At 59.9% G+C, this 24,485-nt stretch carries 16 protein-coding genes and 1 pseudogene; 8 read left to right on the forward strand and 9 right to left on the reverse strand.

Features of this window, described 5'->3' with window-relative positions:
* The first annotated feature begins 41 nt into the window (after positions 1 to 41).
* Positions 42 to 494: a GDP-mannose mannosyl hydrolase gene (locus AWB65_RS14360; protein WP_087667788.1), complete on the forward strand. Its 453-nt coding sequence runs from the start codon at positions 42 to 44 to the stop codon at positions 492 to 494.
* Positions 495 to 499: 5 nt separating this feature from the next.
* Here AWB65_RS14360 and galU read toward each other — a convergent pair whose 3' ends face one another.
* Positions 500 to 1,462: a UTP--glucose-1-phosphate uridylyltransferase GalU gene (galU, locus tag AWB65_RS14365; RefSeq protein WP_087667789.1), complete on the reverse strand. Its 963-nt coding sequence runs from the start codon at positions 1,460 to 1,462 to the stop codon at positions 500 to 502.
* Between the two features lie 242 nt (positions 1,463 to 1,704).
* On the opposite strand from galU, the gene AWB65_RS14370 reads away from it, so the two are divergent.
* The gene (locus tag AWB65_RS14370; RefSeq protein WP_087667790.1) at positions 1,705 to 2,745 is read left to right on the forward strand and encodes a GlxA family transcriptional regulator; all 1,041 of its coding nucleotides are present in this window, start codon (positions 1,705 to 1,707) and stop codon (positions 2,743 to 2,745) included.
* A 23-nt stretch (positions 2,746 to 2,768) separates the two neighbouring features.
* The gene (locus AWB65_RS14375; protein ID WP_087667791.1) at positions 2,769 to 3,350 is read left to right on the forward strand and encodes a phosphatase PAP2 family protein; all 582 of its coding nucleotides are present in this window, start codon (positions 2,769 to 2,771) and stop codon (positions 3,348 to 3,350) included.
* Between the two features lie 6 nt (positions 3,351 to 3,356).
* On the opposite strand, the gene AWB65_RS14380 is transcribed toward AWB65_RS14375, so the two are convergent.
* Positions 3,357 to 4,286: a LysR family transcriptional regulator gene (locus AWB65_RS14380; RefSeq protein WP_087667792.1), complete on the reverse strand. Its 930-nt coding sequence runs from the start codon at positions 4,284 to 4,286 to the stop codon at positions 3,357 to 3,359.
* 104 nt (positions 4,287 to 4,390) lie between these two features.
* On the reverse strand, positions 4,391 to 5,446 hold the full coding sequence (locus tag AWB65_RS14385) for a glycosyltransferase family 9 protein (RefSeq protein WP_087667793.1): 1,056 nt from the start codon (positions 5,444 to 5,446) through the stop codon (positions 4,391 to 4,393).
* A 1,068-nt stretch (positions 5,447 to 6,514) separates the two neighbouring features.
* Between AWB65_RS14385 and AWB65_RS14390 the strand changes: the two genes are divergently transcribed.
* The 3 genes from AWB65_RS14390 (at position 6,515) to AWB65_RS14400 (ending at position 10,915) form a co-directional block, all read left to right on the forward strand.
* Positions 6,515 to 7,783 (forward strand): glycosyltransferase family 87 protein, encoded by a 1,269-nt coding sequence (locus tag AWB65_RS14390; RefSeq protein WP_087667794.1) that lies wholly within the window; start codon positions 6,515 to 6,517, stop codon positions 7,781 to 7,783.
* A gap of 97 nt (positions 7,784 to 7,880) precedes the next feature.
* A complete protein-coding gene (locus AWB65_RS14395; RefSeq protein WP_087667795.1) occupies positions 7,881 to 8,885 on the forward strand; it encodes a glycosyltransferase family 2 protein in 1,005 nt (334 codons plus the stop codon).
* Positions 8,886 to 9,622: 737 nt separating this feature from the next.
* Entirely contained in the window at positions 9,623 to 10,915 is a 1,293-nt protein-coding gene (locus AWB65_RS14400) for a hypothetical protein (RefSeq protein WP_200821721.1), read from the forward strand.
* Positions 10,916 to 10,945: 30 nt separating this feature from the next.
* On the opposite strand, the gene AWB65_RS14405 is transcribed toward AWB65_RS14400, so the two are convergent.
* Positions 10,946 to 13,093: a glycoside hydrolase family protein gene (locus tag AWB65_RS14405; RefSeq protein WP_087667796.1), complete on the reverse strand. Its 2,148-nt coding sequence runs from the start codon at positions 13,091 to 13,093 to the stop codon at positions 10,946 to 10,948.
* Between the two features lie 471 nt (positions 13,094 to 13,564).
* Between AWB65_RS14405 and AWB65_RS14410 the strand changes: the two are divergent.
* Positions 13,565 to 14,741, forward strand: a pseudogene (locus tag AWB65_RS14410) (IS256 family transposase).
* Between the two features lie 510 nt (positions 14,742 to 15,251).
* Here AWB65_RS14410 and AWB65_RS14415 read toward each other — a convergent pair.
* The gene (locus AWB65_RS14415; protein ID WP_125474132.1) at positions 15,252 to 16,643 is read right to left on the reverse strand and encodes a glycoside hydrolase family protein; all 1,392 of its coding nucleotides are present in this window, start codon (positions 16,641 to 16,643) and stop codon (positions 15,252 to 15,254) included.
* 669 nt (positions 16,644 to 17,312) lie between these two features.
* Between AWB65_RS14415 and AWB65_RS14420 the strand changes: the two genes are divergently transcribed.
* Complete coding sequence (locus AWB65_RS14420; protein WP_087667811.1) at positions 17,313 to 18,455, forward strand: acyltransferase family protein; 1,143 nt, start codon at positions 17,313 to 17,315, stop codon at positions 18,453 to 18,455.
* 456 nt (positions 18,456 to 18,911) lie between these two features.
* Here the strand turns inward: AWB65_RS14420 and AWB65_RS14425 are convergent, their stop codons facing one another.
* From AWB65_RS14425 to AWB65_RS14440, 4 genes are read right to left on the reverse strand one after another with little or no spacing between them, the layout of a single operon-like run.
* Entirely contained in the window at positions 18,912 to 20,804 is a 1,893-nt protein-coding gene (locus AWB65_RS14425; protein WP_087667798.1) for a polysaccharide biosynthesis protein, read from the reverse strand.
* A gap of 11 nt (positions 20,805 to 20,815) precedes the next feature.
* Complete coding sequence (locus AWB65_RS14430; protein WP_087667799.1) at positions 20,816 to 21,850, reverse strand: MraY family glycosyltransferase; 1,035 nt, start codon at positions 21,848 to 21,850, stop codon at positions 20,816 to 20,818.
* A 58-nt stretch (positions 21,851 to 21,908) separates the two neighbouring features.
* Positions 21,909 to 22,871: an NAD-dependent epimerase/dehydratase family protein gene (locus AWB65_RS14435; protein ID WP_087667800.1), complete on the reverse strand. Its 963-nt coding sequence runs from the start codon at positions 22,869 to 22,871 to the stop codon at positions 21,909 to 21,911.
* Entirely contained in the window at positions 22,868 to 23,710 is an 843-nt protein-coding gene (locus AWB65_RS14440) for a glycosyltransferase family 2 protein (protein WP_235007621.1), read from the reverse strand. The genes AWB65_RS14435 and AWB65_RS14440 overlap by 4 nt, the downstream gene beginning before the upstream one ends.
* Positions 23,711 to 24,485: the final 775 nt, after the last annotated feature.

Consider the following 24,485-nt stretch of genomic DNA (forward strand, 5'->3'; position numbering starts at 1 on the left):
CCGACGTCTGGACACACACACATAAATACAGCGGAGCAAAGATGCTTAGCGAGACGGATTTTCTGGACGTCGTCCGGCTCACGCCACTCGTCTCGATCGACCTGATCGTCACCGACGGCACGCGGCGAGTACTCGTGGGACAGCGGCGCAATCGCCCCGCGCAGGGCACGTGGTTCGTGCCGGGCGGGCGCATCAAGAAGGACGAATCGATCGACGCGGCGTTCACGCGCATCGTCAACGATGAACTCGGCGTCGCGAGCGTGGAGCGGTCGTCGTCACGGCTCTACGGCGTGTTCGAGCACCGTTACGGCGACAATTTCGCGGGCGCGCCCGGCATCTCGACGCACTACATCGTGCTCGCCTACGCGATACACCTTTCCGGCACCGTGCCGATCGGCCGCTTCGACCAGCACAGCGAGTACGCCTGGCTGCTGCCCGACGAACTGCTCGGGCGCGAAGACGTTCACGAGAACACCAAGGCGTACTTTCGCTAGGCGACTTAAGCGATCGCTTCCGACAAATCGTCGTCGTTGGCGGCTGGCGCGGCCACGCCGTTCGTTTCCACCACCGGCGCGTGTTCCGCCGCGAACCGCGCCGCGAAAAGTTCGCGCAGATACGCGTCGAACTGCGTCGCCACTTCCGGGTGACGCAGCGCGAACTCGACTGTCGCCTTCAGATAGCCGAGCTTGCTGCCGCAATCGAACCGCTTGCCCTTGAAGCGATGCGCGAGCACCTGTTCGTGCGCTAGCAGCGATTGAATCGCATCGGTCAACTGGATCTCGCCGCCCGCGCCGGGCTTTTGCTTGCGCAAATGCTCGAAGATGCGCGGCATCAGCACGTAGCGCCCGACGACGCCGAGATTCGACGGCGCCGCCTCCGGCTCCGGCTTTTCGACCACGCGCGAAAGCTTGAAGAGTCCATCGGCCCAAGGCTTGCCGTCGATCACGCCATATGAGCGCGAATCGGCTGGGTCGATCTCCTCGACACCGATCACCGAGGAGTGATAGTGATCGAACACTTCGACCATTTGCGCGAGCACCGGCGGCTGACCATCGATGAGATCGTCGGCGAGCATCACGGCAAACGGCTCCTCGCCGATCATCCGTTCAGCGCACAGCACCGCGTGCCCCAGCCCGAGCGGCTCGGCCTGGCGCACGTAGAAACAATCGACGTGACTCGGCTTGATGCTGCGCACGAGGTCGAGCAGCGCCTGCTTGCCGCGCGCCTGCAACTCGGCTTCGACTTCGTACGATTTGTCGAAGTGATCTTCGATCGCGCGCTTGCCGCGGCCCGTCACGAAGATCATTTCCGTGATGCCGGCGGCGATCGCCTCTTCGACCGCGTACTGGATCAGCGGCTTGTCGACGATTGGCAGCATCTCCTTTGGACTCGCCTTCGTCGCGGGCAGGAACCGCGTGCCGAGACCCGCGACCGGAAATACGGCCTTCTTCACCTTGAGCATCTGATCACCCCGTCGATTGTGTCGCGGCCTTCTCATGCGAGGCCGACGCGACGATTATGCGTCGCATCGGCAGGCAATAATTCGTATGACCACTGGAACGGCCAGCTTATTACTCGAATATCGAAACCATCTGCCAACACCTCGTCATTTTCCGACTAGCGCGGCGGCGTCCGTGACTCCCCGCGTATAGTGCGTCGCATACGGAAGACTTCCCGATGAGCGGTTCGCGCTGGAGACTGTCGATGGGATACGGGAATGGTATGGGGCGGCTGCAGGTCGTGCGCTCGCCCGAATCCGATGCTGCGCCGCGTGACATGGCCAAGCGCATCGGGATTCTGATTTTCGAAGATTTCTCACTGGTCGAGGTCAGCTCGATCTCGGAAGTGTTTTCCCTCGCCAACCAGATTCGCAAACCGGCCGCGAACGGCACGGCAAGCGCCGATGCGCCGAACTACTCGCTCCTCTTTCTATCGAGCGATGGCGGCAGCGTCGCGAGCAGCTGCTCGATGCGCATCTGGACCGAGAGCCTCGAAAACCGCTGGATGAACGACTGCGACGCGCTCTTCATCGCGGGCGGTCAAGGTGCGCAGCACGCGCGGCATGATCGCGTGCTGAGGAAGCGCTTGGGGCGCGTCGCGCCGAAGATTCCGTTCGTGAAAGCCATCGGCGAAGGCTCGCAGATTCTCGCCGCCGCCAATCTCACGCTGCAAAACCGCTCGCTCGATTTCGCCGAGGAGCCTGCGGCGGCGTCCGCGCTGGCCAACTCGCTCGTCATCGCCGAACAGACGCTGACGCTCGACGATCCCAAGGGCCCGATCGCGGCCGCGCTCTCGATCATCAAGCGCGACTACGGTGCGGCGGTCGCGCGCGAAGTGTCGGAACGCTCGATTCCGGGCGCGTGGCAAAAGCTCGCCACCGTCCTCGACGACACCGACAGCGGCGGCGTGCGCCAGAAGATCGACGCGGCCGCGCGCTGGATCCGCGAGAACTACGTGCGGCCGATCACGATCGCCGATGCGGCGCGCATCGCCGCGATGAGCGAGCGCAATTTCCTGCGCCGCTTCAAGGCGCAGATCGGGCTGACGCCGTCGGAATATCTGCTGCGCGCGCGGCTGGATGCGAGTTGCATGCTGCTCGCCGCAACCGACCTTCCGGTCGACAAGATCGCGCGGCGCTGCGGCGCGGGTAGCGGCGACGGGCTCGCGAAGATCTTCAGGAAGCGCCTCTCGATCTCGCCGACCGAATACCGGCTCGCGGGACGACGCAAGCTCGACGCGCCATGACGAGCACTCGCTAACGGTACCGCATGCCGCACACGACCTGGCTGTCCAATCTAGGCGATTCCGGCCTCCTCCTGCCGCTCGCGCTCGCGTGCGCGGTCTGGCTGCGCGTGACCGGCAAGCATCTTGCGCTGCGCTGGCTGTTGTCGCTCGCGGCGGGCATGGTGCTCGTCGGCGTCACGAAGTTTCTTTACGCGGGCTGCGGGCTCGAATTCGAATCGGTGCAGTTTCGCGTGATCAGCGGACACACGATGCTCGCAGCCGCGGTCTGGACCGTCTCGCTCGCGCTGCTCGCGTCGGGCGCGCGTGCCGGGTGGCATCGCCTGGGCGCCGCATGCGGTCTGTTGCTCGCGGCGGCGATCGGCGTGTGCCGGATTGTCGAGGATGCGCACACGCCCATCGAAGTGCTCGCCGGATGGTTGCTCGGCGGCGCGATCGCGCTGCTGTTTTTGCAGCGGCTCTTCAGCGAGCCGCGCCGCATGCCGCGCGCGCTCGTCGCGGGGCTCGGGCTGCTCGCGGTTTCGTCGATCGCTTACGGGCATCGCGCGCCGTTCCAGGCGCTCATCGTCCACTACTCGCCGTGGCTTTGTCAGCGGCTCGGCTTCTGAGGAACGTCAGCGTGACTCGCTGCACGCCTTGTCGGCTTGCAAGGAAGGCAAGCGCGCATACAACGCCGCCAGCCAGTCGATAAACACGCGCACCCGCCGCGGCTGATGGCGGTTCGCCGCATACAGAATCGACACCACCCGCGGATACGAAGGATACGCCTTCAGTACTTCCCGCAACGCGCCGCTCTTCAGATGCTGTTCGAGCGTGTAACTCGATCCCTGGATCAAGCCGAGCCCTTCGAGTCCGCAAGCAAAGTACGAATCGGCATCGTTGACGGCGACGAGATTGCGCATCGCGATCACGCGCGTCTCGCCACCGGACACGAACTCCCAGTTGCGCACGCGACTATTGTTCAGCACGTAGCCGACGGCGAGGTGATTCTCCAGATCGTCAGGCGTCTGGGGCTCGCCGTACTTCTCGATATACGCCGGCGACGCGCACGTAATCTGCGAATAGCAGCCGATGCGCTTCGCAACGAGCGTTTCGTCGACAACAGCCCCCACGCGCACGACGCAGTCGAGCCCTTCTTCCACGAGATCGACCTGCCGGTCGGTGAGATTCAGCTCGACGGTGATGTCGGGATAGCTCAAGAGGAAATCCGGCAACGCGGGGATCAGCGTGCTCTTCGCCATCAGCGCGGGGAGGCTTACGCGCACCTTGCCCTTCGGCGTGGTCTTCGATTGCGAGACCGCCGACTCCATGTCGTCCACTTCGCCGAGCACGCGCACGCAGCGCTCGTAAAAGGTCTCGCCGTCTTCCGTGATGCTGATGCTGCGCGTGGTGCGGTTGATGAGGCGCGCGCCCAGATGCGCTTCGAGTGCCTGCACGGTGCGCGAGACGCTGGCGGGCGGCAGGCGCAGCGCATCGGCGGCACGGGAGAAACTGCCCGCTTCGACGACGCGCGCAAACACTTTCATCGCGAGAAACCGGTCCATGCGTGAGTTCCGTTGTTGGCGCGCGCGAGCGTCGCAGGCTTCGCGCGCGTTTGGTTATGGTCGGGAATCAACGACGATAGTACGACGCTTCCATTCAGCCTGCGTCATGGCGTCAGGCTGAATTCGCCGGCAAGCAGCATGGCGTAGGCGCGTTCGAGCGCCGCCAGGTCGGTCGCGCGCGAGCTTGCCTGGATGCCGTCGAGGCCCGGCAAAGGCACGCTCACCGCGCGGCAGTTCGTATAGTCGCGCGCGCGCATCGATGGCGGGATCGTCGTGAAGAAGGCGGTCGTCGGCACGTCAAAGCCGGCTGCGATGTGCAGCGCGGCCGTGTCGGAGGTGACCAGGTAGCGCGCGTGCCTGATCCACGCGACGAAATCGGCGGTATCGGGCGCGAGCGGCGTGACGTCGGTGTAGTGCGGATGATCGACGGCACCGAACCCCGCCACCGGCAAACCGAACTCGCGCCAGAGACGCTCGATGAGTTCCGCGTGCATCGACGGCGGGATGCTTCTGACAGGCGTTGTCGCGTTGGGGCAGAAGAGAACGTAAGGTTCGCGCTCGTGCGCCACCAGCGGCAACGCCTGTAGCCAGCGGTTGCGCTTGTCGGCCGAGGGAACATCGGACGGCGGCACGCCGAGCGCCCACAGGAAGAAATCGACCATCGGCAGCGAGGCGAAGGCGGGCCAGAAGAGATGATTGCCGATATCGATCTTCAGGTCGCCAGGCGGGAGCGAATCGAGCGCAACGGGCAGTTCGATCACTTTCCCCAAAGGAGGCGCGGCGAGTTCGTAGAGGCGCTGAACATAGCGCGGCGCCCGCGCGGGCCGGTACAATGTGATGCCGAGCGAAGGATGGCGCTTTTTGATTGCGAAGAGCGCGGTTAGCCCGATAATCGAATCGCCGAGAGTCACGCCCATGCCATTGATGACATGTAAATTGCAGTGTAGGGCGTAGTCGGAGGCAAGGGCCGCGGTGGCGGCGTTGAGGATGCCTTGGACCATCGAGAGAGGACGGAAGCCGGATGTGAGCGCATCGTCCATTTCCAGGTCGTAAGGCGCGACAATCTCGTCGTTTGGCGACAAAAGCGAACCCGCATGCGTCAACGCGGAGACTTCACTGAGCGGATTGACCCAGCAAATTTTTTTCGGGAGGGTAAACATGCAACTCCTTAGCCACGAATCGCGAAGAAATACGCGGCTAACGATTATGCCATCGACATCGGCAAAACCCTGTCCAAGTTACGTGGGGATACACGCGCGCTATTTGGCCGAGGCCATAAATGCACAAGCGATACAACGGAAGTGGGCGACCTGCGCACCCGTACGGTCTTCCCGCCAATCGTGTTCATTTGCAGTGAGTCAAACGATAATCGGTTCCGCCACTCTCGCATTCCTTTTCCGACTGTAGTTATTTCGCTGACGCGCTCGCATCACCAGTCAATCCCAGGACGCTCATCGTTGAACCCGTCTGTGGCACTTCAATTTGAAGCCGTCAACCTTTTTATACGGAGCGCGCTGATAGCTTGCGTCGTGGAATGCAGCCTTGCAATCTTGCTTCAGATGTTGATATGTACGAGAAACCACATAGCGAGAAATTGTCCTCGCTGAATATCTACCGCAGACGCCGTGTCGTTCGCGGCGATTTGCCGGCTGGCACAGCAGGATACTGAGGCATTCCGGTCAGGGCGATCGCTACCGGGTCGAGGTTGTGCGGCTTCGTTCAACAGGGATGACGGTTCAGGCGTGATTCGCGGCATCAGTGAGGGCTTGATCGCCTGATCGCACCAACGGGTCAGATGACATCACCCCGAATTGAGGGACCTGCAACGACGGCGGGCCGCACTGGTCACCACAACTCCGGCACGATGAAGCAGTCGATTGCCGCTGGGGTGGGTGCAACTTTGTCGTTCGGCGTAGCGCCGATTGGAATCACGTTGTACAACGGCGGCACTATCTCAGGCAACGTCTACTGTGGAAGCAGCCGACGCTGCGGCCGAAAGTGCCGTACACGGGACCCGGAGCCGCTCGGCGAAGGGCCTTTGCCGTGCACAGAGCGACCGGGCCAGATTCGATGCGTCCCGGCCGGCACGCAGGGTATGCCCTACCGAGCAACGTATCCAGTCCCAGGCTGGGAGTCGGAGCACTGAGCAGGTCGGACGATCCATACATTACGCGCGGCTTCGCGGGTCGGTGTCCGACGCGTGCCCCGCCTTGACCTTAGGGATTGCCATGAAGACAGCGTCGATTGGAAGCAAGTCTACAGCGAGATATTCAACTTTCGGTGCGGTGCTGCTGGTGATCGCGCTGTGTATGCTGGCGGCGAGAATTCCGCACCTCGTGAGAGACCTTCACGATCGCGGCCCCGACTGGGTCGGAGACTTCCAGTACTTCTACTACGCCTTTACGGTGGCAATTAATCACCCGTCGGAAGCATGGATCCTCTACGACGGCGATCACGTCATCCCGTTCCTGCACGAGATCGGCATGCTCGACGTCAGCGCGATAAATTTCTACGGCTACCCTCCGCAGTTCGCCATTATCTTTTCATGGCTAGCTTCTTGGGACGTATCGACGGCGAGGATTATTTGGTCTGGCATGTCGGCCGTCTGTATGGTGACCGCCGTCATCCTGACGCTGCAGCTTTCGTACCGCGGCGGAAATCGGGGCGCCTTCGTGTTGTTGGCTGCGATCGTGATACTGTTTCGTCCCACGTTGGACGAAATGTATTGGGGCCAATCGAACGCCCTCCTGTTCGTTCTCCTGGCGGCGACGTTCTTTTGCATCGAACGCGGCAACCGTTATGCGGCCGGCTTATTCCTCGCACTCGCGATCGCAGTGAAAGTAACGCCGATGGCTATCGTCGGCTTACTGTTGCTACGCCGGGAATGGCGAACGGTGATCTCCACGATCATCTTCTCGGTCGTCATAGCGGCTGTAACTGCTGCCCAATTCGGGTGGAACGTAATTTTGCGTTACTACATCGCCGATCTGTGGCGTCTGAACAAGCAGTTTTCGCTTCTGGGTGGCGCACCGTTCAATAGCTCCCTGAAGGGCGCCTTGCAGACTTTATCCGCGGCCTCCGGCACATCCATGTCGCCGACGGCGCTGGGGGCGATCTCCACCGTATTTGGGTTGGCGGTGTGTTTGCTAGCTGCATACCTCGTATTCAAGCGTCATGCAGACCCTCGCATCGACTATGCACTTGCCACGGCGACTATGCTACTGGCCTCGCCAGCGCTCGAGTCCGTGCATATGGTGGTAGTGCTGATCCCCTTGCTGATACTCGTCGGAACTACGCTCGAGGAGCCTCAGGCATTCAGCGGGGCGGCGTCAGGCTCGCGTACCGAATTGGTGTTCATAGCGCTTTCGATTGCGCTGTTGATGTTTTCGCCGAAATTCGTCAGCTATACGGTCGCCGTCATGCTGATCTACGGTTTGTGTGTCGCGCGCTATTTTCCGACCGCCGTCTTTAGCGATCGCGGGAGGAAAACGGCTTGATCTGTCCGATCGTTTTCGACGGCCTTAAGGGCGAGGCTCCCGCCGACGGGCACTCGGTGAGACATCTACGGCTTCAACCCCGCTTGGGACATTGCCCATGAATTTCGTGAAAATCAAGAGTCCTGACATCATTTCGCTCGTCGTGCCCTTCTATAACGAAGAGGACGTCATCGACGAATTTTTCGCCACGGTTCGTCCGGTATTGGACGCAGTACCCGACTCCGACTATGAAATTGTCTGTGTCAACGACGGAAGCCGTGACCTGACGCTCGAGAAATTGTTGAAATACTCGATCGGCGACCGACGAATCAAAGTGGTCGACCTTTCACGCAACTTTGGAAAGGAAGCTGCCCTGACGGCAGGGCTCGACCATGCCAGAGGAGACGCAGTCATTCCGTTGGACGCCGATCTGCAGGACCCGCCACATCTCATCCCGCGGCTGATCGAGAAATGGCGCGACGGCTTCGACGTCGTCATTGCGATACGGTCAGAGCGACTGACCGACAGTTACGCGAAACGCAGCACCGCATCATGGTTCTACCGAGTCCACAACGCGATCTCGGACGTCAAGATACCCGGGAACGCTGGCGACTTTCGCCTGATGTCGCGGCAGGCCGTCGACGCGCTGAAACTGCTGCCTGAGAATCATAGGTTCATGAAGGGCTTGTTCGCGTGGATCGGATTCGAGACGGCGTCCATCGAATATGTGCGCCAGCCCCGAGCAGCCGGTACCACGAAATTTTCTGGATGGAAGCTGTGGAACTTTGCACTGGAAGGAGTAACGAGCTTCAGTACGCTGCCACTCAGGGTGTGGACCTACATTGGCGGACTCACCGCGGCGTTCGCGTTCGTTCTCGCAGCGTACTTGATTCTCCGGACTGTCATCAGAGGAGTCGATGTGCCCGGCTATGCGTCGATCTTTACCGCGGTCCTGTTCTTGGGCGGCATGCAGTTGGTCGGCATTGGCGTAATCGGCGAGTATGTCGGCCGTATATATTCCGAAACGAAGCGGCGTCCGGTATATATTGTCCGGAAGTTCTATCAACACGATACACAGCGCAGAGAAATCGATGAACCGGTATCGGCTCGCTCTAGTGCGTAAACGTGGCGCGAGAATGACTCAGCAATCACATTCGACCTTCGCACCGTACTCGCCAGCGACTGCGCCACGAGTTCATGGGCCAAATGCAGGTAACTATCGACCCGGTTGCAGGTCAGCCGGTCGTGCTAAATCCGTTTGCAGTGGTAAAGTGGAAGCTGACATGTCGGCGAACATCGCTGCGTTTTCTCCGGTAGAGGCGGAAGCGCAAAGCAGGTGGCGTACGCCGGCATCATCGAGATTTGGATCGGACGTGCTAAGGTTAGGGCACCGTCGAGCGCGCAACGTTCTTTTTCTGGCTGCAGCATTGGGTCGCAGTCGACTTCGGACGTTCCATTCATGCTTCGGGTGTCTGCGACCAGGCAGCTAACCGGGACCAGCGTTCGATGTAGCAAGCCTGAACTATCGCCCGAACGCGCGTTCGCCGAATACCGCCCTTTCGAAAATGCCAGCTGGCGCTTGCGCGGGTTGTCTACTTGTGTGCGTTGGTGAACATATCGTGAGTTACCGTTGCGCAAAGGTGGACCGTTTTGTGCTTCACGCCCCATGCAAACGTGCAACTGTAAGGCGCGTGCACTGCATGCCGGTGCCAGCGAAGGCTTTCAGGTATGCGCCGCGACCTTTGGCACAATAGCTGGTCGTTGCGAGAACGACCTGCAGACGAATTCAACCAACGGAAACGATATTTCCGAACAGCGGCAACCCCCCGCGCGCGTAAGTGTTTCCATCTGGAGAATTGAATGTATTCGAGGATTGTCTCCGTACTGTTCTACATGTTTTTCACGTGCGTGATCTTCAATCCGCAGGTATCGGGCGTCACCCTTTACTTTTATCTCGTCATCCCATTCTTCGATCCGGATTTCTGGCGGTTCCTTTCTGCGACGGTGCGCCGCTGGAGCGGGCCGCTGGTGATCGCGATTGCAGTGAGCATGTTGGGATCGCCAAGTGCGGCGGCCCGCGTACTGTCGATCGCAATTTGCATCGGCTATCTGATGTATACGATGGACCGGCGAATTAACTATCTCCATTATTGGATGGGGATCAACATCGTGTTCGCCATGTTGCAGTTCACGCTCTACTACACGGACCGAAGCCTTTCCTGGCAATTGGGACCGACGCAGCTCGCGCAGACGATATGGGGCCAGTACGCAACCAAGACATTCACGAATTTCTTCGAGATTTTTTATTTTGCGCGGGTATCCGGGTTTTCGAGGGAGGCCGGGTTCTTTTCATCGCTGCTAATGAGTTCACTTATCCTCTACCTGATGACTGAAAAGGTTAAAAAGAAGATGGTCGCGCTCTATTTGCTTGGCCTTTTCATCGGATTCTCCAAATCGTCGATGCTGCTTTTCATCTTTGCGGCGCTCTATCCGTTCCGCCATACGCTGCGGACCGTCCATCCGCTCGTGATCTTGGTAGCGTTCATGGGCGCAGTCAGCATGTTCGGCGTTTTTCTCGCGGATCACTCCTTTTTTGGATCCCAGACGTTCGCGCACCGCTTCGCCGGATACCCATTTCTCTTCGACGCGCGGCTTGAAGATCTTCTTCTGGGGCTCAATGCGCAGGACGTCCTCAAGCACTACCTGTATTTGCCCTACATCCACCTTGTCCAGGGGGAGGCGATAGCCGGGGTACCATTTGCCGGCCTGCCCGCAAGCGTCGCGGAGATGGGACTATTCAGCGCGTTGCTGCTGTTCGGAGTCGTTGCATTTACCGCGAGCGACGGATTCGTCATGCTGCTGGTTCTGTTGATTACATCGACGGTGAGCATGACGACCGTGACGTCCTTCGTGCCAATTGCGTACGTGATTCTCTACTGGCCGCGATTCGCAGCGTACAGAGGTGAACGCATGCAACAGGCGGCAAACGGTTTTTCTGGCATGGCTTTCAATCGGTTACGGCGAGCGCGAATGAGCCGCGCCTTTCTATCGCCGGGACTCGAAACATCGTTGTCTGTGCGTGACGCATCAGTTCACGATGCCACGCGAACGCGTTTCGAATCCTCTAAGCGCTTGGGTAGATGGCGCCGTTGATTTGTCTTTCGCTTCTTCGTGCGACGATGCTTAGTTGCGACCCACCGGGATCAAGTACTTTGGCAGCGCTCCCAGTTGCCACTCGAAACCCTGACTAGGCACGTCGACTGTCGATGTAACACCTTGCCAGTCGCGCTGCGTGTAAGGGCCGGGTGGGATCTGTACCTGAGTAGCGCCCGTGTTGCCGCCGACCTGCCATCCGACGTAGACGGGACTCCGTGTGCCGTATTGATAGACCTTCACGTCGCGCTTGTCGATCAGCGCATGATCCCATTTTCTCGTATCAAGCATTCGCATCAAGACGGATGCGGCCACATAAGACGGCTTGGGAGTTAGGTCCGCGCGCAAAAGTCCGAAGTTGGCTTCTTTGTCGTTCGGATTGACACCGTCATCGACAAAGTCGTACCAAAACACCGATTCAACCGCGGCATAACGACGCGAAAGCAAATACGTACGCGCGATATTCGCCGCCTGTGCCGGTTCGCTGAGCCCGGCCGATAGCGGGCTGGAAGGCCAGCCGATCTCGGTGATCCAGAGCTTAAAACGTCCCTCGCCCGCCCTGGGTGTTGCTTGCACCATACGTGCCAGATGAGGCCAGACGTTGGGAATGTTCACGGGATTGACCGGCGCGCCCTTCGCAGGATAGCCTGAGTCTGGGTCGTTCGGCGACATGTAGGGATGGATGCTGAACCCGTCCTGATAATCAAGTGCGCCCGCCTTGACGAGCGCGGCGATGCAATCGCCTCCGGGGCCGCCTCCCGCTCCTCCGCCGCCGCATGAAATTACGTTCGCGTCCGGGCTTTCCTTCTTGATCGCGACATAAACCTGCTTCAACAACGCCACGTAGTTGTCGTAGCCGACCGTCGCAAAGGATGGCTCGTTCCATATCTCCCAGTCCTTGACATGCTTGCCATAGAAGGCCACCACCTTCTGCGCGTAGCGCGTGAAGAGATCGCGTTCCTGCTGAGTCATCGGAAAACCGCGCGGTCCCTTGAAGAGCCCCGGATATGCCCTGCCGTTGCCATAATCGAGGACAATCAACGGCTTGATGCTGAATTTGGCGGCTTGCGCAACGTAGTCACCGTAGCCGCCATTATCGGGCGGGAAGAGGAAGGTGCCAGGCTTTTTTTCGACTTCGCCGAAGTACAGTTCGTCTCGGATCCAGGTAAAACCCGCTTTCTTGATGAGCGGCATGACGATCGACGGCGAGCCCTTGCGTTGGCCGAAATGGGTAACGACGCCGGCATCGGGAAAGGCGCCGCGAGCCGGGATGAGCGCCGCCATTGTGATCTTCAGCGAGTCGCCGTCGACCCCGCCGGCCGCCGCCAGCTTGGTCTCGAGCAGGTAGAGACCGGGGCCCGGAATGACCACATTGAATGCAATCTGACCGCCCGTCGCCGTGGCCTGGTACGTGGACAGTGGCGTGCTCGCAGGCTGCGCATTGGCGTCGTAGCGATATAGGGTCGCGACGGCGTTCGTGCCGGCCGCGCCACGCTGCTGCGGAACCTCGACTACGATCTTCCTTGTGCCCGGGCCATCCATGATGAGCGTCCCGGGCGGATTCATCAAGCGCATGCCGTCTGCCACTGCGACGGCGTCATGCGCGGCGCTCATTAGCGCGGCGCACGCGAGGACACGGGTGAGTAGGTTGAGGCACGGCACTGAGCGCGTGGTAAGGACCGCAGGCATCGGGACTACTTCTTGCCGGCACTGGATAAGCGACGCAAATGGGAGAGGCGTTCGCTCGGTTCTCGACGAACTCGGCATGTGGCTTCGATTGTCCGGGAAGGGCGAGCGCGCTTTTACACCAGGCGTCCTACGGCTCCCGATCTGTGGCGCATTTGCTTGCATAGGCGTACGTTGGTTCTCGCGGCGCCGCTTCGGCACGGCATCGAAGATCACCCCCGCGATCTGGACGCACCTCAGAGCGAAGCGCTCCGTCACAGATTGGCGTCCTTCTCCGCGTCGCGCGAGGGAACGCACGGCGACGATCGCGGTCCCTGCGATCATCTTCGCGTCGCTAGTGTTCTTCGCACGCTCGATATCCTGCAGCAACGACGCGCGAATCCCATTCGACGCTTTCGCTGCCATGTCATCGCGCGTGAGATTTGCTTCCTGCCGCACCCCTGCGATAAGGGAACCAACATACGCTTGCGCGATTTCATTAGTGATCGTCATTTATCCAAGATCGGTAGATAACTGGTGTCCGGTACATCACACGTGGCGGCACGCGACAACGATTCCTTGCGGCGTTGGCACGTCTAAAAGTTGGGCGCTGAACGCGAAGCAAATCCGTTTTCGCCGGATTTGCGCAGCGCAAAGCCAAAAACCTTCCAAGGCGTTGTGCTGCAAGCGGTTAACCTTCACGCCTAAATTAATGGCGATGTGTTCAGTAACGCACACATAAAAAAAAATTGCGGAAGTGCTAGCTGCGCGTGGCGTGCGGCTTTTGGAATTCGCAAGACGTCTCTAGTCGCGTGAAGAATTGTTTTTCCGCGAGCCTGTCAGATTTCTTGTGTATTGAGGTCATGAGACGATACCGAAAGGAACTCCTTTATGACCAAAACAACAAACATGACAAAGAAGAGCAAGGAACCAAGCCCGCCGAAGCTGTTGCCGGATGAGTTGATCGATTAACTGCTGGCTGAGGTGCAGAACAAGGATGCCGAGTCGATTTTCGGCGAATCGGGCTTGGCCGGCCTGCTCAAGAAGCAACTCGCCGAGCGCATGCTGGCGGCCGAACTGACGCATCATCTGACAGCTGAGGTCGGGCAGGGCAAGGCCGGCAACCTTCGCAATGGCACGAGCCCGAAGGCGGTCATCACGCCCAATGGCGAGTTAACCTGGATATCCCGCGCGATCGGCAGGCGACGTTCGAGCCGCAGTTGGTCGGCAAATACCAGCGCCGGCTGCCGGGATTCGACGATCATTTCATCAGCATGTACGCGCGCGGCATGAGCGTGCGCGAGATCCAGGGCCATCTGCTGGAGTTGTACGGGTTGGAGGTGTCGCCCGATCTGATTTCCAGGGTCACTGACGAGGTGCTGGCCGAGGTCAAGCAGTGGCAGCAACGCCCGCTCGAGGCGATGTATCCGATCGTGTACTTTGACGCGTTGCGGCTGAAGATCCGCGACGAAGGCACGGTCAAGAACAAGGCGGTCTATCTGGCGCTGGGCATCCGCGCCGATGGCCGCAAAGAAGTGCTGGGCCTATGGATCGAGCAAACCGAGGGCGCCAAGTTCTGGCTAAAGGTCTCAACGAACTGAAGAACCGCGGTTTGCACGACATCCTGATTGCGGTGGTCGATGGCTTGCGTGACTTCCCCGAAGCGATCGAAGCGGTTTATCCGGCCGCCCAGATCCAGACCTGCATCGTGCATCTGATCCGCAATTCGCTGAATCTGGCGAGCTGGAAAGACCGCAAGCCGTTGGCTGGGGCGCTCAAGCCAATCTATCAGGCCGCCACGGCCGAGGCGGCGGCCGTGGCGCTCGACGCCTTTGCGCAAAGCGAGTGGGGCCGCAAATTCCCTACCGTCGCGGCCAGGTGGCAGCGTCAATGGGAGCAGGTGATCCCGTTCTTCGCCTATCCGCCCGAAGTGCGTCGGATTATATATACGACCAACGCCATCGAAAGCATGCACATGCAGTTGCGCAAGATCGTCAAGAACCGCGGTCACTTCCCCACTGACGAAGCCGCCAGCAAGCTGCTGTATCTGGCCTTGCGCAACATCGAAAAGGATTGGAAGATGCCGCCTATCACCTGGCGGCGCGCCGTCAATCAGTTAGCCATTCTGTTCGGCGAGCGGTTCACCAACGCCATCAGCTGAGATTTTTTATAGCGATCTCAGCACACGAAATTTCTGACACGCCCTTTTCGCACGGTACCACCCGCCTTGCCCGTCCATACGGAGCGCACAGATTTCTACGTATCCGTCAGCACGTACCGTGTTGACGCGCGTGTCGACGATTGTGCGCAGCAAGCCGTACGAAACACGCCGGTGTGTCCTTCCGGGTCTGTCACTGCAATCGAGGCGGTTTTTCCGATTCAGTCGCAGGAAGTGGCCAGCAAAGAACGTGGCCTTGCGCAACATCGGAAAGGACTGGGCGATGCCGCCTGGCACTTTGCGACAGGCGGTGCACCGGTTCACCATTCTGTTCGGCGCGAGATTCACCAATGCCGTTAGCTGAGTCTTGTTAACCGGACTCAGCGCACAGGAATGCTGACAGGTCCGGTGAGAATGCAATTCAGCCCAAAGTGAGATGAATTGGCGATTGGGTCGCTCGAAGCAAAAAGAGTCGGCAGAGTTTTTCTGCCGACGCACGTGACTCGGCGCTGCCTAGGCCGAAACAGGATTTGCAGCGACGAACTTCTTGAACGATGTGTATGCGGGATTCTTCGTTACCCCATCAGCATTGATCAGCCCATAATTTTTGTCGATCACGCAATACATCATGACCGACTGAATGTTGTACTTGTCCTTTATCGACAAGTACTGCGCAAATGCAGTATTCACATACGCAGCCGCGCTGTCCGGCGTGTCCTTTGACCCGGACCAGCCCCATTCCGTCAGCCAGATCGGCACCCCGAACGAGTCCTTGAGCACCTGCAGGACGTCAACCGATCCCGTTGGTCCTGCGCGCTGGATGTTCCCCGAGCTCTTGTACCAGTGATACGTCGTGAAGTCCCACCGAATGAGCGGCGCACCGCCGACGCCGTTGGTCGAACCATTGGGCGAAATGCCGCTCCACAGCATCTGCAGGGCACGATATGCCATCGGAATGCCAACGTTGACGCCGCACTTGATGGTCGGGTCGATTGCTTTCACACCGGCAATCATGCCGCGAATCACGCCGCGGAATGCGGGCCAGTAGGCGGGACTCCAATGGGCCGAACTACTCCCATTCCCGCTGATACACACAGGCACATCCAATTCGTTTCCGCATTCGATGTGTTGTACGAGGCCTTTCAGCGGTCTTGTGCAGTCCACGGCGAGATTGTACCCAAGCGTATACGCAGCCGATTCGGACAGGGTCGGATTCCATCCATTCGACTTGGGATTGAGCACGGGCAGAATTGCGATGCCGCTTCCGGCGAACGGGCCCTTGATCGCGTCGGCCACTACCTGAGCCATTCCCGCACTGGCGACGTCCGCCCGATAGTTGGTGGCGCCGAGATCCTTTAGGTATTTTACTTGCGCTGCGATACCGATTGTCTGGTAGATGCCAGTGTTATAAGCCATGTGGCCGTTCACCCCGTAAAAAAGCGGCGACGCGCCCGAAGTAGCGGTGCGGGGATCTGTAGTCGCGACCCACGCGCTGCCACTCCAGTACCAGAAGTTCCCAGCGCTGTTCTGTTGATAAATCTTGCCGCTTTTCCAGAGCAGCATTTGCACTTGAGTCGTATAGCCGGCGGATGCACCGTTCTTCTTCACGACGCCGCCCACGAGGGTCCAGCTAGCCCCAGCCGAGTCGGTAATGGAGGCCGCCGGCGGGATTATCGTGCCGTCGGCGGAACCAGTGGTTGCGGCCTTCGCGGTTGCGGTATCAACACTCTTTGCCGTGGCGTCCGACAGGTCACTTTCAGCGCCGCCGCCGCACGCGGAGAGCACAACGCTGCCGACTCCAGCCAATGCAAAGGACAGAAATTTCCGGCGCGGAAATTCTACTGCGCTACCTGACTGATCATTCGGCAAATATTGCTTGATTAGAATTGAACGTTTGGCGGACATAAGTAAATGCGACTTTGGTTGCTGAGGGTGCCGAGTATATTCGTACTTTTATGCCAAATAATGTAACTACATGTAAAATATTTAGGGTTAGGGAAAACGTTCTTACCTAATATCGTATGAAAATATATGTTTTCTAATTTCGGAGCGAAACGGCATATATGTTCTTGCTTCGAATCAACTAATGCACAGCAAAATAGCGTAACGACCGGGTAAAAATTATCGATTTTAAAAGGGACAGTTATGAAAGAGTCAACATTCCGAAGCAACGCAGCCTGCTAACGTGGCATTTCGGTAAAAATAGCAGATCAATGATCGGCGACCAGCGAGCAGGTAACCGTGTGAGTCGGGAAATCGAATGATCGGTACAGTTTTCCGATCCGTCTCCGAAAGCGATGATTGTGTGGGGGACCCCCGAAACACCGCCGCTTTCCTTCGAGCGTTCCACTAGCCCTTTCCGCGCATCTTTACTCGTGTGCGCTAGTGAACAGACGCTGCGCCACCGATACGGAATGGTAGATGTCTGACCATTTAATTTATCGAGGCAGCTGGGTGCCGAAAGCCAGTCCGTCGAGTAAAGTCAGCGTGCACGCGGCAGCGGTCAACGAAATAAAAGTCATCACAGAAGGAGAGGCGCTGTTGAATTCAACATCCCCGGTATTGCCAAATCGCATGTCTCACGTCGACGCGATTCGCGCGGTCGCCGTCCTTTTCGTAATGTGGATGCATTATGCGGAAATATTTTCGAACATCGCGGGATCTGGGCAGTGGCTGAATAGCATTCCACATTATGGGAATTTCGGCCGGATCGGTGTAGTAGTTTTCTTTGCGCTGAGCGGCTTATTGATTCCGAAAAGCTTGTATGGCCCTATTAGTGCAGGAACGCGCCGCTTCTTGATTCGACGCTTTTTTCGGCTCTATCCAGCGTTTTGGGTTTCTATACCGCTGGGCTTTCTTTCCTATCGGATGCTTGCCGGCAGACAAATGGAGCCCGCGGCGTGGCTTGCAAACGCGACGATGCTTCCCGACGCCCTCGGTTATCCCGAGATGATGGGGCACTATTGGACGCTCGAAACCGAACTGGTTTTCTACGCGCTCTGTCTTGTACTATTTTGGCTCGGCGGCATCCAACGGATGCGTGATCTCTGCATTGTCTGCGTCTCTTTGGGCGGTGCTTTTGTTATCACTTCCGCACTCAAGATTGTTCCGCCAACCGCGCTTGGCCAATACAAGGGCATGCTTTACCACCTTTCAATCATGTTTTGGGGCGCGTGTTTCCGACACGTGAACGACAATCCCCGTGGGCGCGTGGTGTTCACGCTTCCGGGAGTGCCCGCGTTCCGAGTCGACTGTTCGTATAAGACGGCATTCGTTGCCGTCACCGGCGTAGTTGCCAGCATCTCGCTGCTGACCTTTGCGGTTGCATTGATACAGCACGACAACGAGCACGTCATCAATTCAGTGAGCTATCTACTGGGATTAGGGATCTTCATCCTGCTCGCGACCGTCTGGAAGATCCATTCACGGTTGTTTGCGTGGATCGGTGAGCTGAGCTATTCGTTGTACCTGCTGCACGGCGTTCCCGTTTATGTTCTCGAGTGGGTGTGCAAGCGCGCTGGCTGGCTGGGGGCACCGCTTGCGGTCTATATGATCACCGCGGCGGTATTCGCTATCGGTCTCTCCTGGCTGAGCTTCCGGGCAGTTGAAGCCCCGTGTATACGGCTGGGCCATGCATTGACGTCGGCGCGCCGCCCAACGACCTCGAATGCGGTCTTCGTCGGCGATCATGCACGCGAGAAAAATGGAGGTCACTGACATTAGTCGGCATTGTGGTGTGCTTGTGCAGCCGCCGCGCAGAGCCTGCACGCGGCGACGAAGGGGGCCGGCGCGCGTCATCGGACAGACTGGAGCCCACTGCAGGCCGGGCGTGAGTCGAACAGGTGTCGCCCAGGCGCCCGTCAACGCCTTCCGAGCCGACGCGCTTGGTCCGGAGGCGCTGACTTTGGCACGACGCGATTCGCTAATCTACGCTCCGCCACGGGCTGCTTACAAAACATGCGCAGACGAACTTGTCTAGCGTTTGGGCCGACCCACCGCGGTTCCACTTCGGGCCGCACAGTTCGGCGTTGGGCGAATTGATCCTAGTTCATCGCATACGATCCCGGCGAATGACGGTAGCCAAACAGCATTGGCGAAGCAAACGCGTCTTTTTGCGGCGACACCACGCGGCCACAGTCACCCACCGGCGTCCGCTTTATTTGGCGCAGAAAGTCAGCCCACCGTTCTCCGCGTCACGCGCGCGTTGGACATGACACGCTGAAGTGTGGGCGGCATCGCCGTCTGATACTCAGGCACCCAACGGCGCAGATCGCGTCGAACTTCTTCATCCGGCAACACACGGTGTTGCATTAACCAGGGCAGCAGCTCGTCAAGGAAATGATCCGGCACTTCGCGCGCCTGCGCGATCCGCAGTTTCGGATGCGGCGTGCGCGTGGTCGTTTCATCGTCGGCGAGGAGTTCTTCGTATAGCTTCTCGCCCGGTCTCAGTCCCGTGAACACGATCCGGATCTGCTCCTCCGAGAAGCCGTAAAGTCGAATCAAATCGCGCGCCAGATCGACGATTTTCACCGGCTGCCCCATGTCGAGGATAAAGATCTCGCCGCCGTGTCCCATGCTCGACGCCTGCAGCACCAGTTGCGCCGCTTCCGGAATCGTCATGAAGAAACGCGTGATCTCGGGATGCGTGACCGTCACCGGTCCGCCCTTTGCGATCTGCTGCTGGAACTTCGGAATCACGCTGCCCGCGCTGCCGAGCACGTTGCCGAAGCGCACCGTCTCGAATTGCGTGCGCGGAGCCGATTGCTGGAGCGCCTGGCACGCCATCTCCGCGAGGCGTTTGCTGGCACCCATCACATTCGTCGGGTTGACGGCCTTGTCGGTGGAAATCAGCACAAAATGGCGCACGTCATGACGAATGGCCGCGCGCGCGACGCGCAGCGTGCCGAGCACATTGTTGCGCACCGCCTGCCACGCGTTCTGCTCTTCCATCAGCGGCACGTGCTTGTACGCGGCCGCGTGGAACACGATGTGCGGCGTGAAGCGCGACATCGTCTGGTCGAGCAGCAGAGAATCCTTCGCGTCGCCGATCACCGGAATCACCGACAGCTCCGAAAAATTCTCGTGCAGTTCCTCGGTGAGCCGGTACATCGCGAATTCGCTCTGATCGTAGGCGACCAGCTGCGCCGGTGAAAACCGCAGAATCTGACGGCACAGCTCGGAACCGATCGAACCTCCTGCGCCCGTCACCATCGCGACGCGGCCGTGTAGCAGCGCTTCGACGTGCGGCATGTCGATTTTCACCGGCTCGCGGCCGAGCAGGTCTTCGAGGTCGATCTGGCGCACGCGCGACAGGAACGCCTGGCCCTGCGTGAGCGGCGTGAGCGCCGGGAGGACCATTGCCTTGACGCCCGCCCGCACACAGAGCGTCGCGACGCGCCGCTGCGCCTCCACCGATGCCGACGGAATCGCGATGATCGCGTAATCGGTTTTCAGTTGGTCAGCCCAGAGGGGAAGTTCGCTGATCGAACCGAGCACCTTATGTCCTAGAACTTCGCGGCCGCGCTTGGCAGGATCGTCGTCCAGGAGACCGACGAGACGCCATTCACTCGAACGCGCCAGTTCGCGCACGAGGCTCGCCGCCGCGTTGCCGGCGCCGAGCAGGATCACAGGCTTCCCCTGTCCGACCAGGCCGCCGTACAGGTAGAACTCCTTCGTCGCGCGGTAAAGCGCGCGCGCGCCGCCCATCGCGAGGAACAGCAGGATCGGCGCGACGATGAGAACCGAGCGAGGAATGATGGGGATCGGCTGCGCCATGACCGCGCCGACCATTACGATTAACGCGCCCGCGACGACCGCTTTCGAGATACGCATCAGGTCAGGCAGGCTCGCGAAGACCCACATCCCGCGATAAAGACCGAAGACGCGAAAGAGAACGCCGTAGACGGGGAGTACCCAGAGGAGCGCATGCAGCGCACTGGACTGGAAGTGGGGCGGCACCGCGCCGTTGAAGCGGATCACATAGGCTGCGATCCACGTCCCCGCGACCGCGAAGAGATCGAATGCGAACGCGCCGGCCGATAGCCATGAAGCTTTAAATCGATTCATCCGCGTGGACCTCAAGGTTGTTCGGAAGGAAGGGACTGATGACGCCGCCATGAAACATCGACGACCGCCCCCGCTGCCGCGACCACAATTGCCCACCCTGCTACCGCACACCACTGTCCGACTGGAGGAAACCCTAATGCGAGATTAGCAAGCATTATGCCGGCAAGCATCAGCAAGTACCACGCCAAAGCCGTGCGTGCGTGGCCCATGCCAAGGCGCACCATCCGCTGATAGTAATGCTCGCGGTGCGCCTGCCAAAATTTTTCCCCGCGCATGAGGCGCCTCAACAACGTCACCGACGCATCGGCGATGAAGGGGGTAAAGACGAGTGCCGGGAACCACACCGGCCAAGTGCCTTTCAGCCAGCCCCAATAGCCGAGCGCGCCTGCCAGAAAGCCTAAGGGTATTGACCCCGAATCGCCAAGAAAAATCCGGGCCGGATGGAAATTGAAGAGCAGAAAACCCGCCGCCGCGCCCGCAACGGCCGCGCTGGCAAGGCCGAGATCGATCTGCGGCACGGGTCCGGCGAGCGCCGCCGCCGCGTAGCCGCCGAAACCGAAGAGCGCCATGCCGCCGGCAAGGCCGTCGGCGCCGTCCATGAAGTTGTAGAGATTCACGAGCCACAGCATCAAGAATCCGACCGCCGCCAGCGCCCACCACGGTACCGGCGCCGGATTCAGCACGATCAGCACGGCGACCGCCAGCAAATGCGCGGCGAAGCGGACTCTGGCCGGGAGGTCGCGACGGTCGTCGATCTGCGAGACCGCGGAGAGAAAAGCGGCGCCCGCGACGACGAGCCACATCGACGGCGCGACGATCAGCATCGCGATCACGGCGACCGGCACGATGCCCCAGCCGCCGATGCGCGGCGTCGGGCGTGTGTGCAGCGAACGATCGTTTGGGATATCGGTGGCGAGGCGCCACGCGAGGCCTGTTTTGAGCAGCACGGCCAAGATCAGCGCAGAGGCGACGAGCGCGAGCGCCGCGACGACAGCGGCGGAAGTCCACGGTGAATCGATCAGGAACGGCAGCGGCGGGCGGGTCATTTCCCAGTATTTGTGTGATGGATGATCGTGTCGGCTGGGCCGATCTTTGGCTTTTCGTTTAGCGCGTGCCCCGGCGCGTCGCGAGGAACCAGCGCGCCGTGGCGGCAAGTCCCGCGTCGAGGGAAACCGGAGGGCGCCAGCCTAGCACATCTCGAATATGCGTCGAATCGACACGAAGGCTGCCTGTAAGACGATCGATCTGCGCGGTCTTGCCGGTCAGCCGGCCGGCGAATTTCAGGACATCGACCGGCACCGGCACAAGGCGCGCCGGCCTGCCGAGATGGCGGCCGAGGCTGCGCGCGAGATCGGCGACGCTCGGGTCGTCGCCATCGGTGACGTGGAAGGTCTGGCTGGCGGCGCGCAGATGTGTCGCAGCGAGGGCGAGCGCGTTTGCCAGGTTGTCGACGTAGCAGAGGCTTCGTCGCGCCGTGACGGAGCCTATCGGCAGCGGGAAGCCCTTCGCGATCGCGTTCATCAGGCTTAGGAAGTTGGCGCGCACGTCCGGGCCGTAGACGAGCGGCGGACGCACGATCACGATTTCCAATCCGGTGCGCGCGCCGAATTCCAGTAGTTTCACTTCGGCTTCGGCTTTCGAGACGCCGTAGGGATCGGGCGGACGGCGTTCGTCGGTTTCTTTCAGCGGCCGGCCGGAGTCCAGTTCGGCGAGCGCCTTGATGCTGCTCACGTAGACGAAACGCGTGGCGCCTGCGCGGACGGCGGCATCGGCGGCTCGCAGCGAGCCTTCGACGTTCGTCGCGCGGAAGGCGGCGAGCGGGTTGGTGTCGGCGTCGCGCATCACGTGGACGCGGGCTGCGAGGTGGATTACGGTTTGGGCGTCGGCGAAGGTTTCGGGGGTGATCGAGTCGAGCGATTCGATGCGCTTCGTTTCCACGCCCGATTCGCACGTCGTGTTCGGGCGAGCGATGGCGGTGACCGGCGTGCCCTGCTCCATCAGCACGCGCGTCAGCACCCTTCCGACGAAACCGTTCGCTCCTGTGATCGCGATGCGGCGGCCGGTCATAGCCACTTCCAGCCGAATCGGTTGAAAAACTTGTACGCGGAGGTCACGAAGAGCTTGATGTGCGTCCAGCCCTTGCGCGCTGCGTCGCCGCCGTGATGCAGTACGCGCACTGATGGCACGTACGCGACGCGCGCGATCTCGTGCGTGCGCAGGCTCAGGTCGTAGTCTTCGAAGTAGAGGAAATAGCGGGGGTCGAAACCGCCGAGCTTCTTCAGGACGTCGGTGCGGAAAAGCATGAAGCAGCCGCTGACGATGGGCGGGTCCCAGACTACCTCCTTGTCGCCGATTACGTCGCGCATTTCGTAGCGGGCGAGACGGTTCGCGAACGGGGCGCGCAGACGTGCAGGGAGGAAGCCGCGGGCGAAGAGGTCGAAGACGGTGGGGTAGCGGCGGCAAAGGAATTGCTGGTGCCCATCTTCTTCCAGGATCAGCGGCGAAAGGAGACCGACCTCCGGATGAGCTTCCATGAATGCGAGCGCGTGGCTGAGCGCGTCGCAGCCAAGTTCGATGTCGGGATTTAAGACCAGGTGGTAACGGCTCGATGTGCACTCGATGGCGAGATTGTGTCCAAGGCCGTAGCCGACGTTGCCCTGGCCTTCGATGACAGCCGTCGTGAACCTTGCTTCGCCAGCAAGCTCGTACCAGTCCATGCGTTCATTCGTTCCGTTGTTGACAAGATACAGCGGCGCAGACACGGCTTGATCTGCTACGCACAAGCGACCCAGGGCGGCATCCAGTGTACTAAGTGTACGTTCGAGAAGTTGACGGTTCGGCCGATAAACGACGACGGATACGCTTATCAATTCAACCGAGCTTGCGCTATCGGAATGGAAGTTCAACTGCATCCTTGATGACGGAAATTCAGGACTTGCGGCGGCCGCTGACGGACGACGGGAGCCGACATTTTCGCCGAAATGAACTGAAAGGAGGAAGTCATTTGGGAATCTCGGCTAGTAACCATCGACGCCTCACCGGCAAGACGGCGAATCGGCATCCGTTCAAGTACGTTGAGGCGCTTGCCTCCACAGGCATGAGATGGCCATCGCGCGCGTTCGCAACCAGCGTTCAGATTCGTCGCGATCGATCTAGTACCGTTTTAAGGTCCGACGTAATAACCGCTGTCGTCGCAGGGTAGTCCCCGACAGCATAATCCTCGGCGAATTCAGCTAGTGACGTCGGCTTGCGCCTACACGAAGAACTGAATCAACGGGATGCGATCATTCCGATGTCCTTGGACGCCGCGTCGTCCGTTAGTCGCAGCAAAGAGAACATGGTGGAAATTGAGTGCCACCGGACCAGTCAGCGCCATAGCTTCGAGCGTCCTACGAAAGTAACAACTGACTGAGGACTAGTCCGTGCGGACACCACCGGACGACGTTCTACGGCCATCCATATCGTCGTCGTCGAGCATTCGCCTTGGGCCACCAAAGACAGTTCAAGTTGTCGCGCATTGGAAATGCCACTGACGAGACCCCCACCCCTTAGTACTACAGCCGTAGATATGCCGGAGGCACGCCGCCGCGTCGTCGATAATGGGACTGCTGGGCACGGTACTGATGTCGGCGTCGCCACATTGACCACGACATCACATGCTCAATGGAGTGGAGCGTTCGC

The organism is Caballeronia humi (assembly GCF_001544475.1).
Taxonomy (GTDB): domain Bacteria; phylum Pseudomonadota; class Gammaproteobacteria; order Burkholderiales; family Burkholderiaceae; genus Caballeronia; species Caballeronia humi.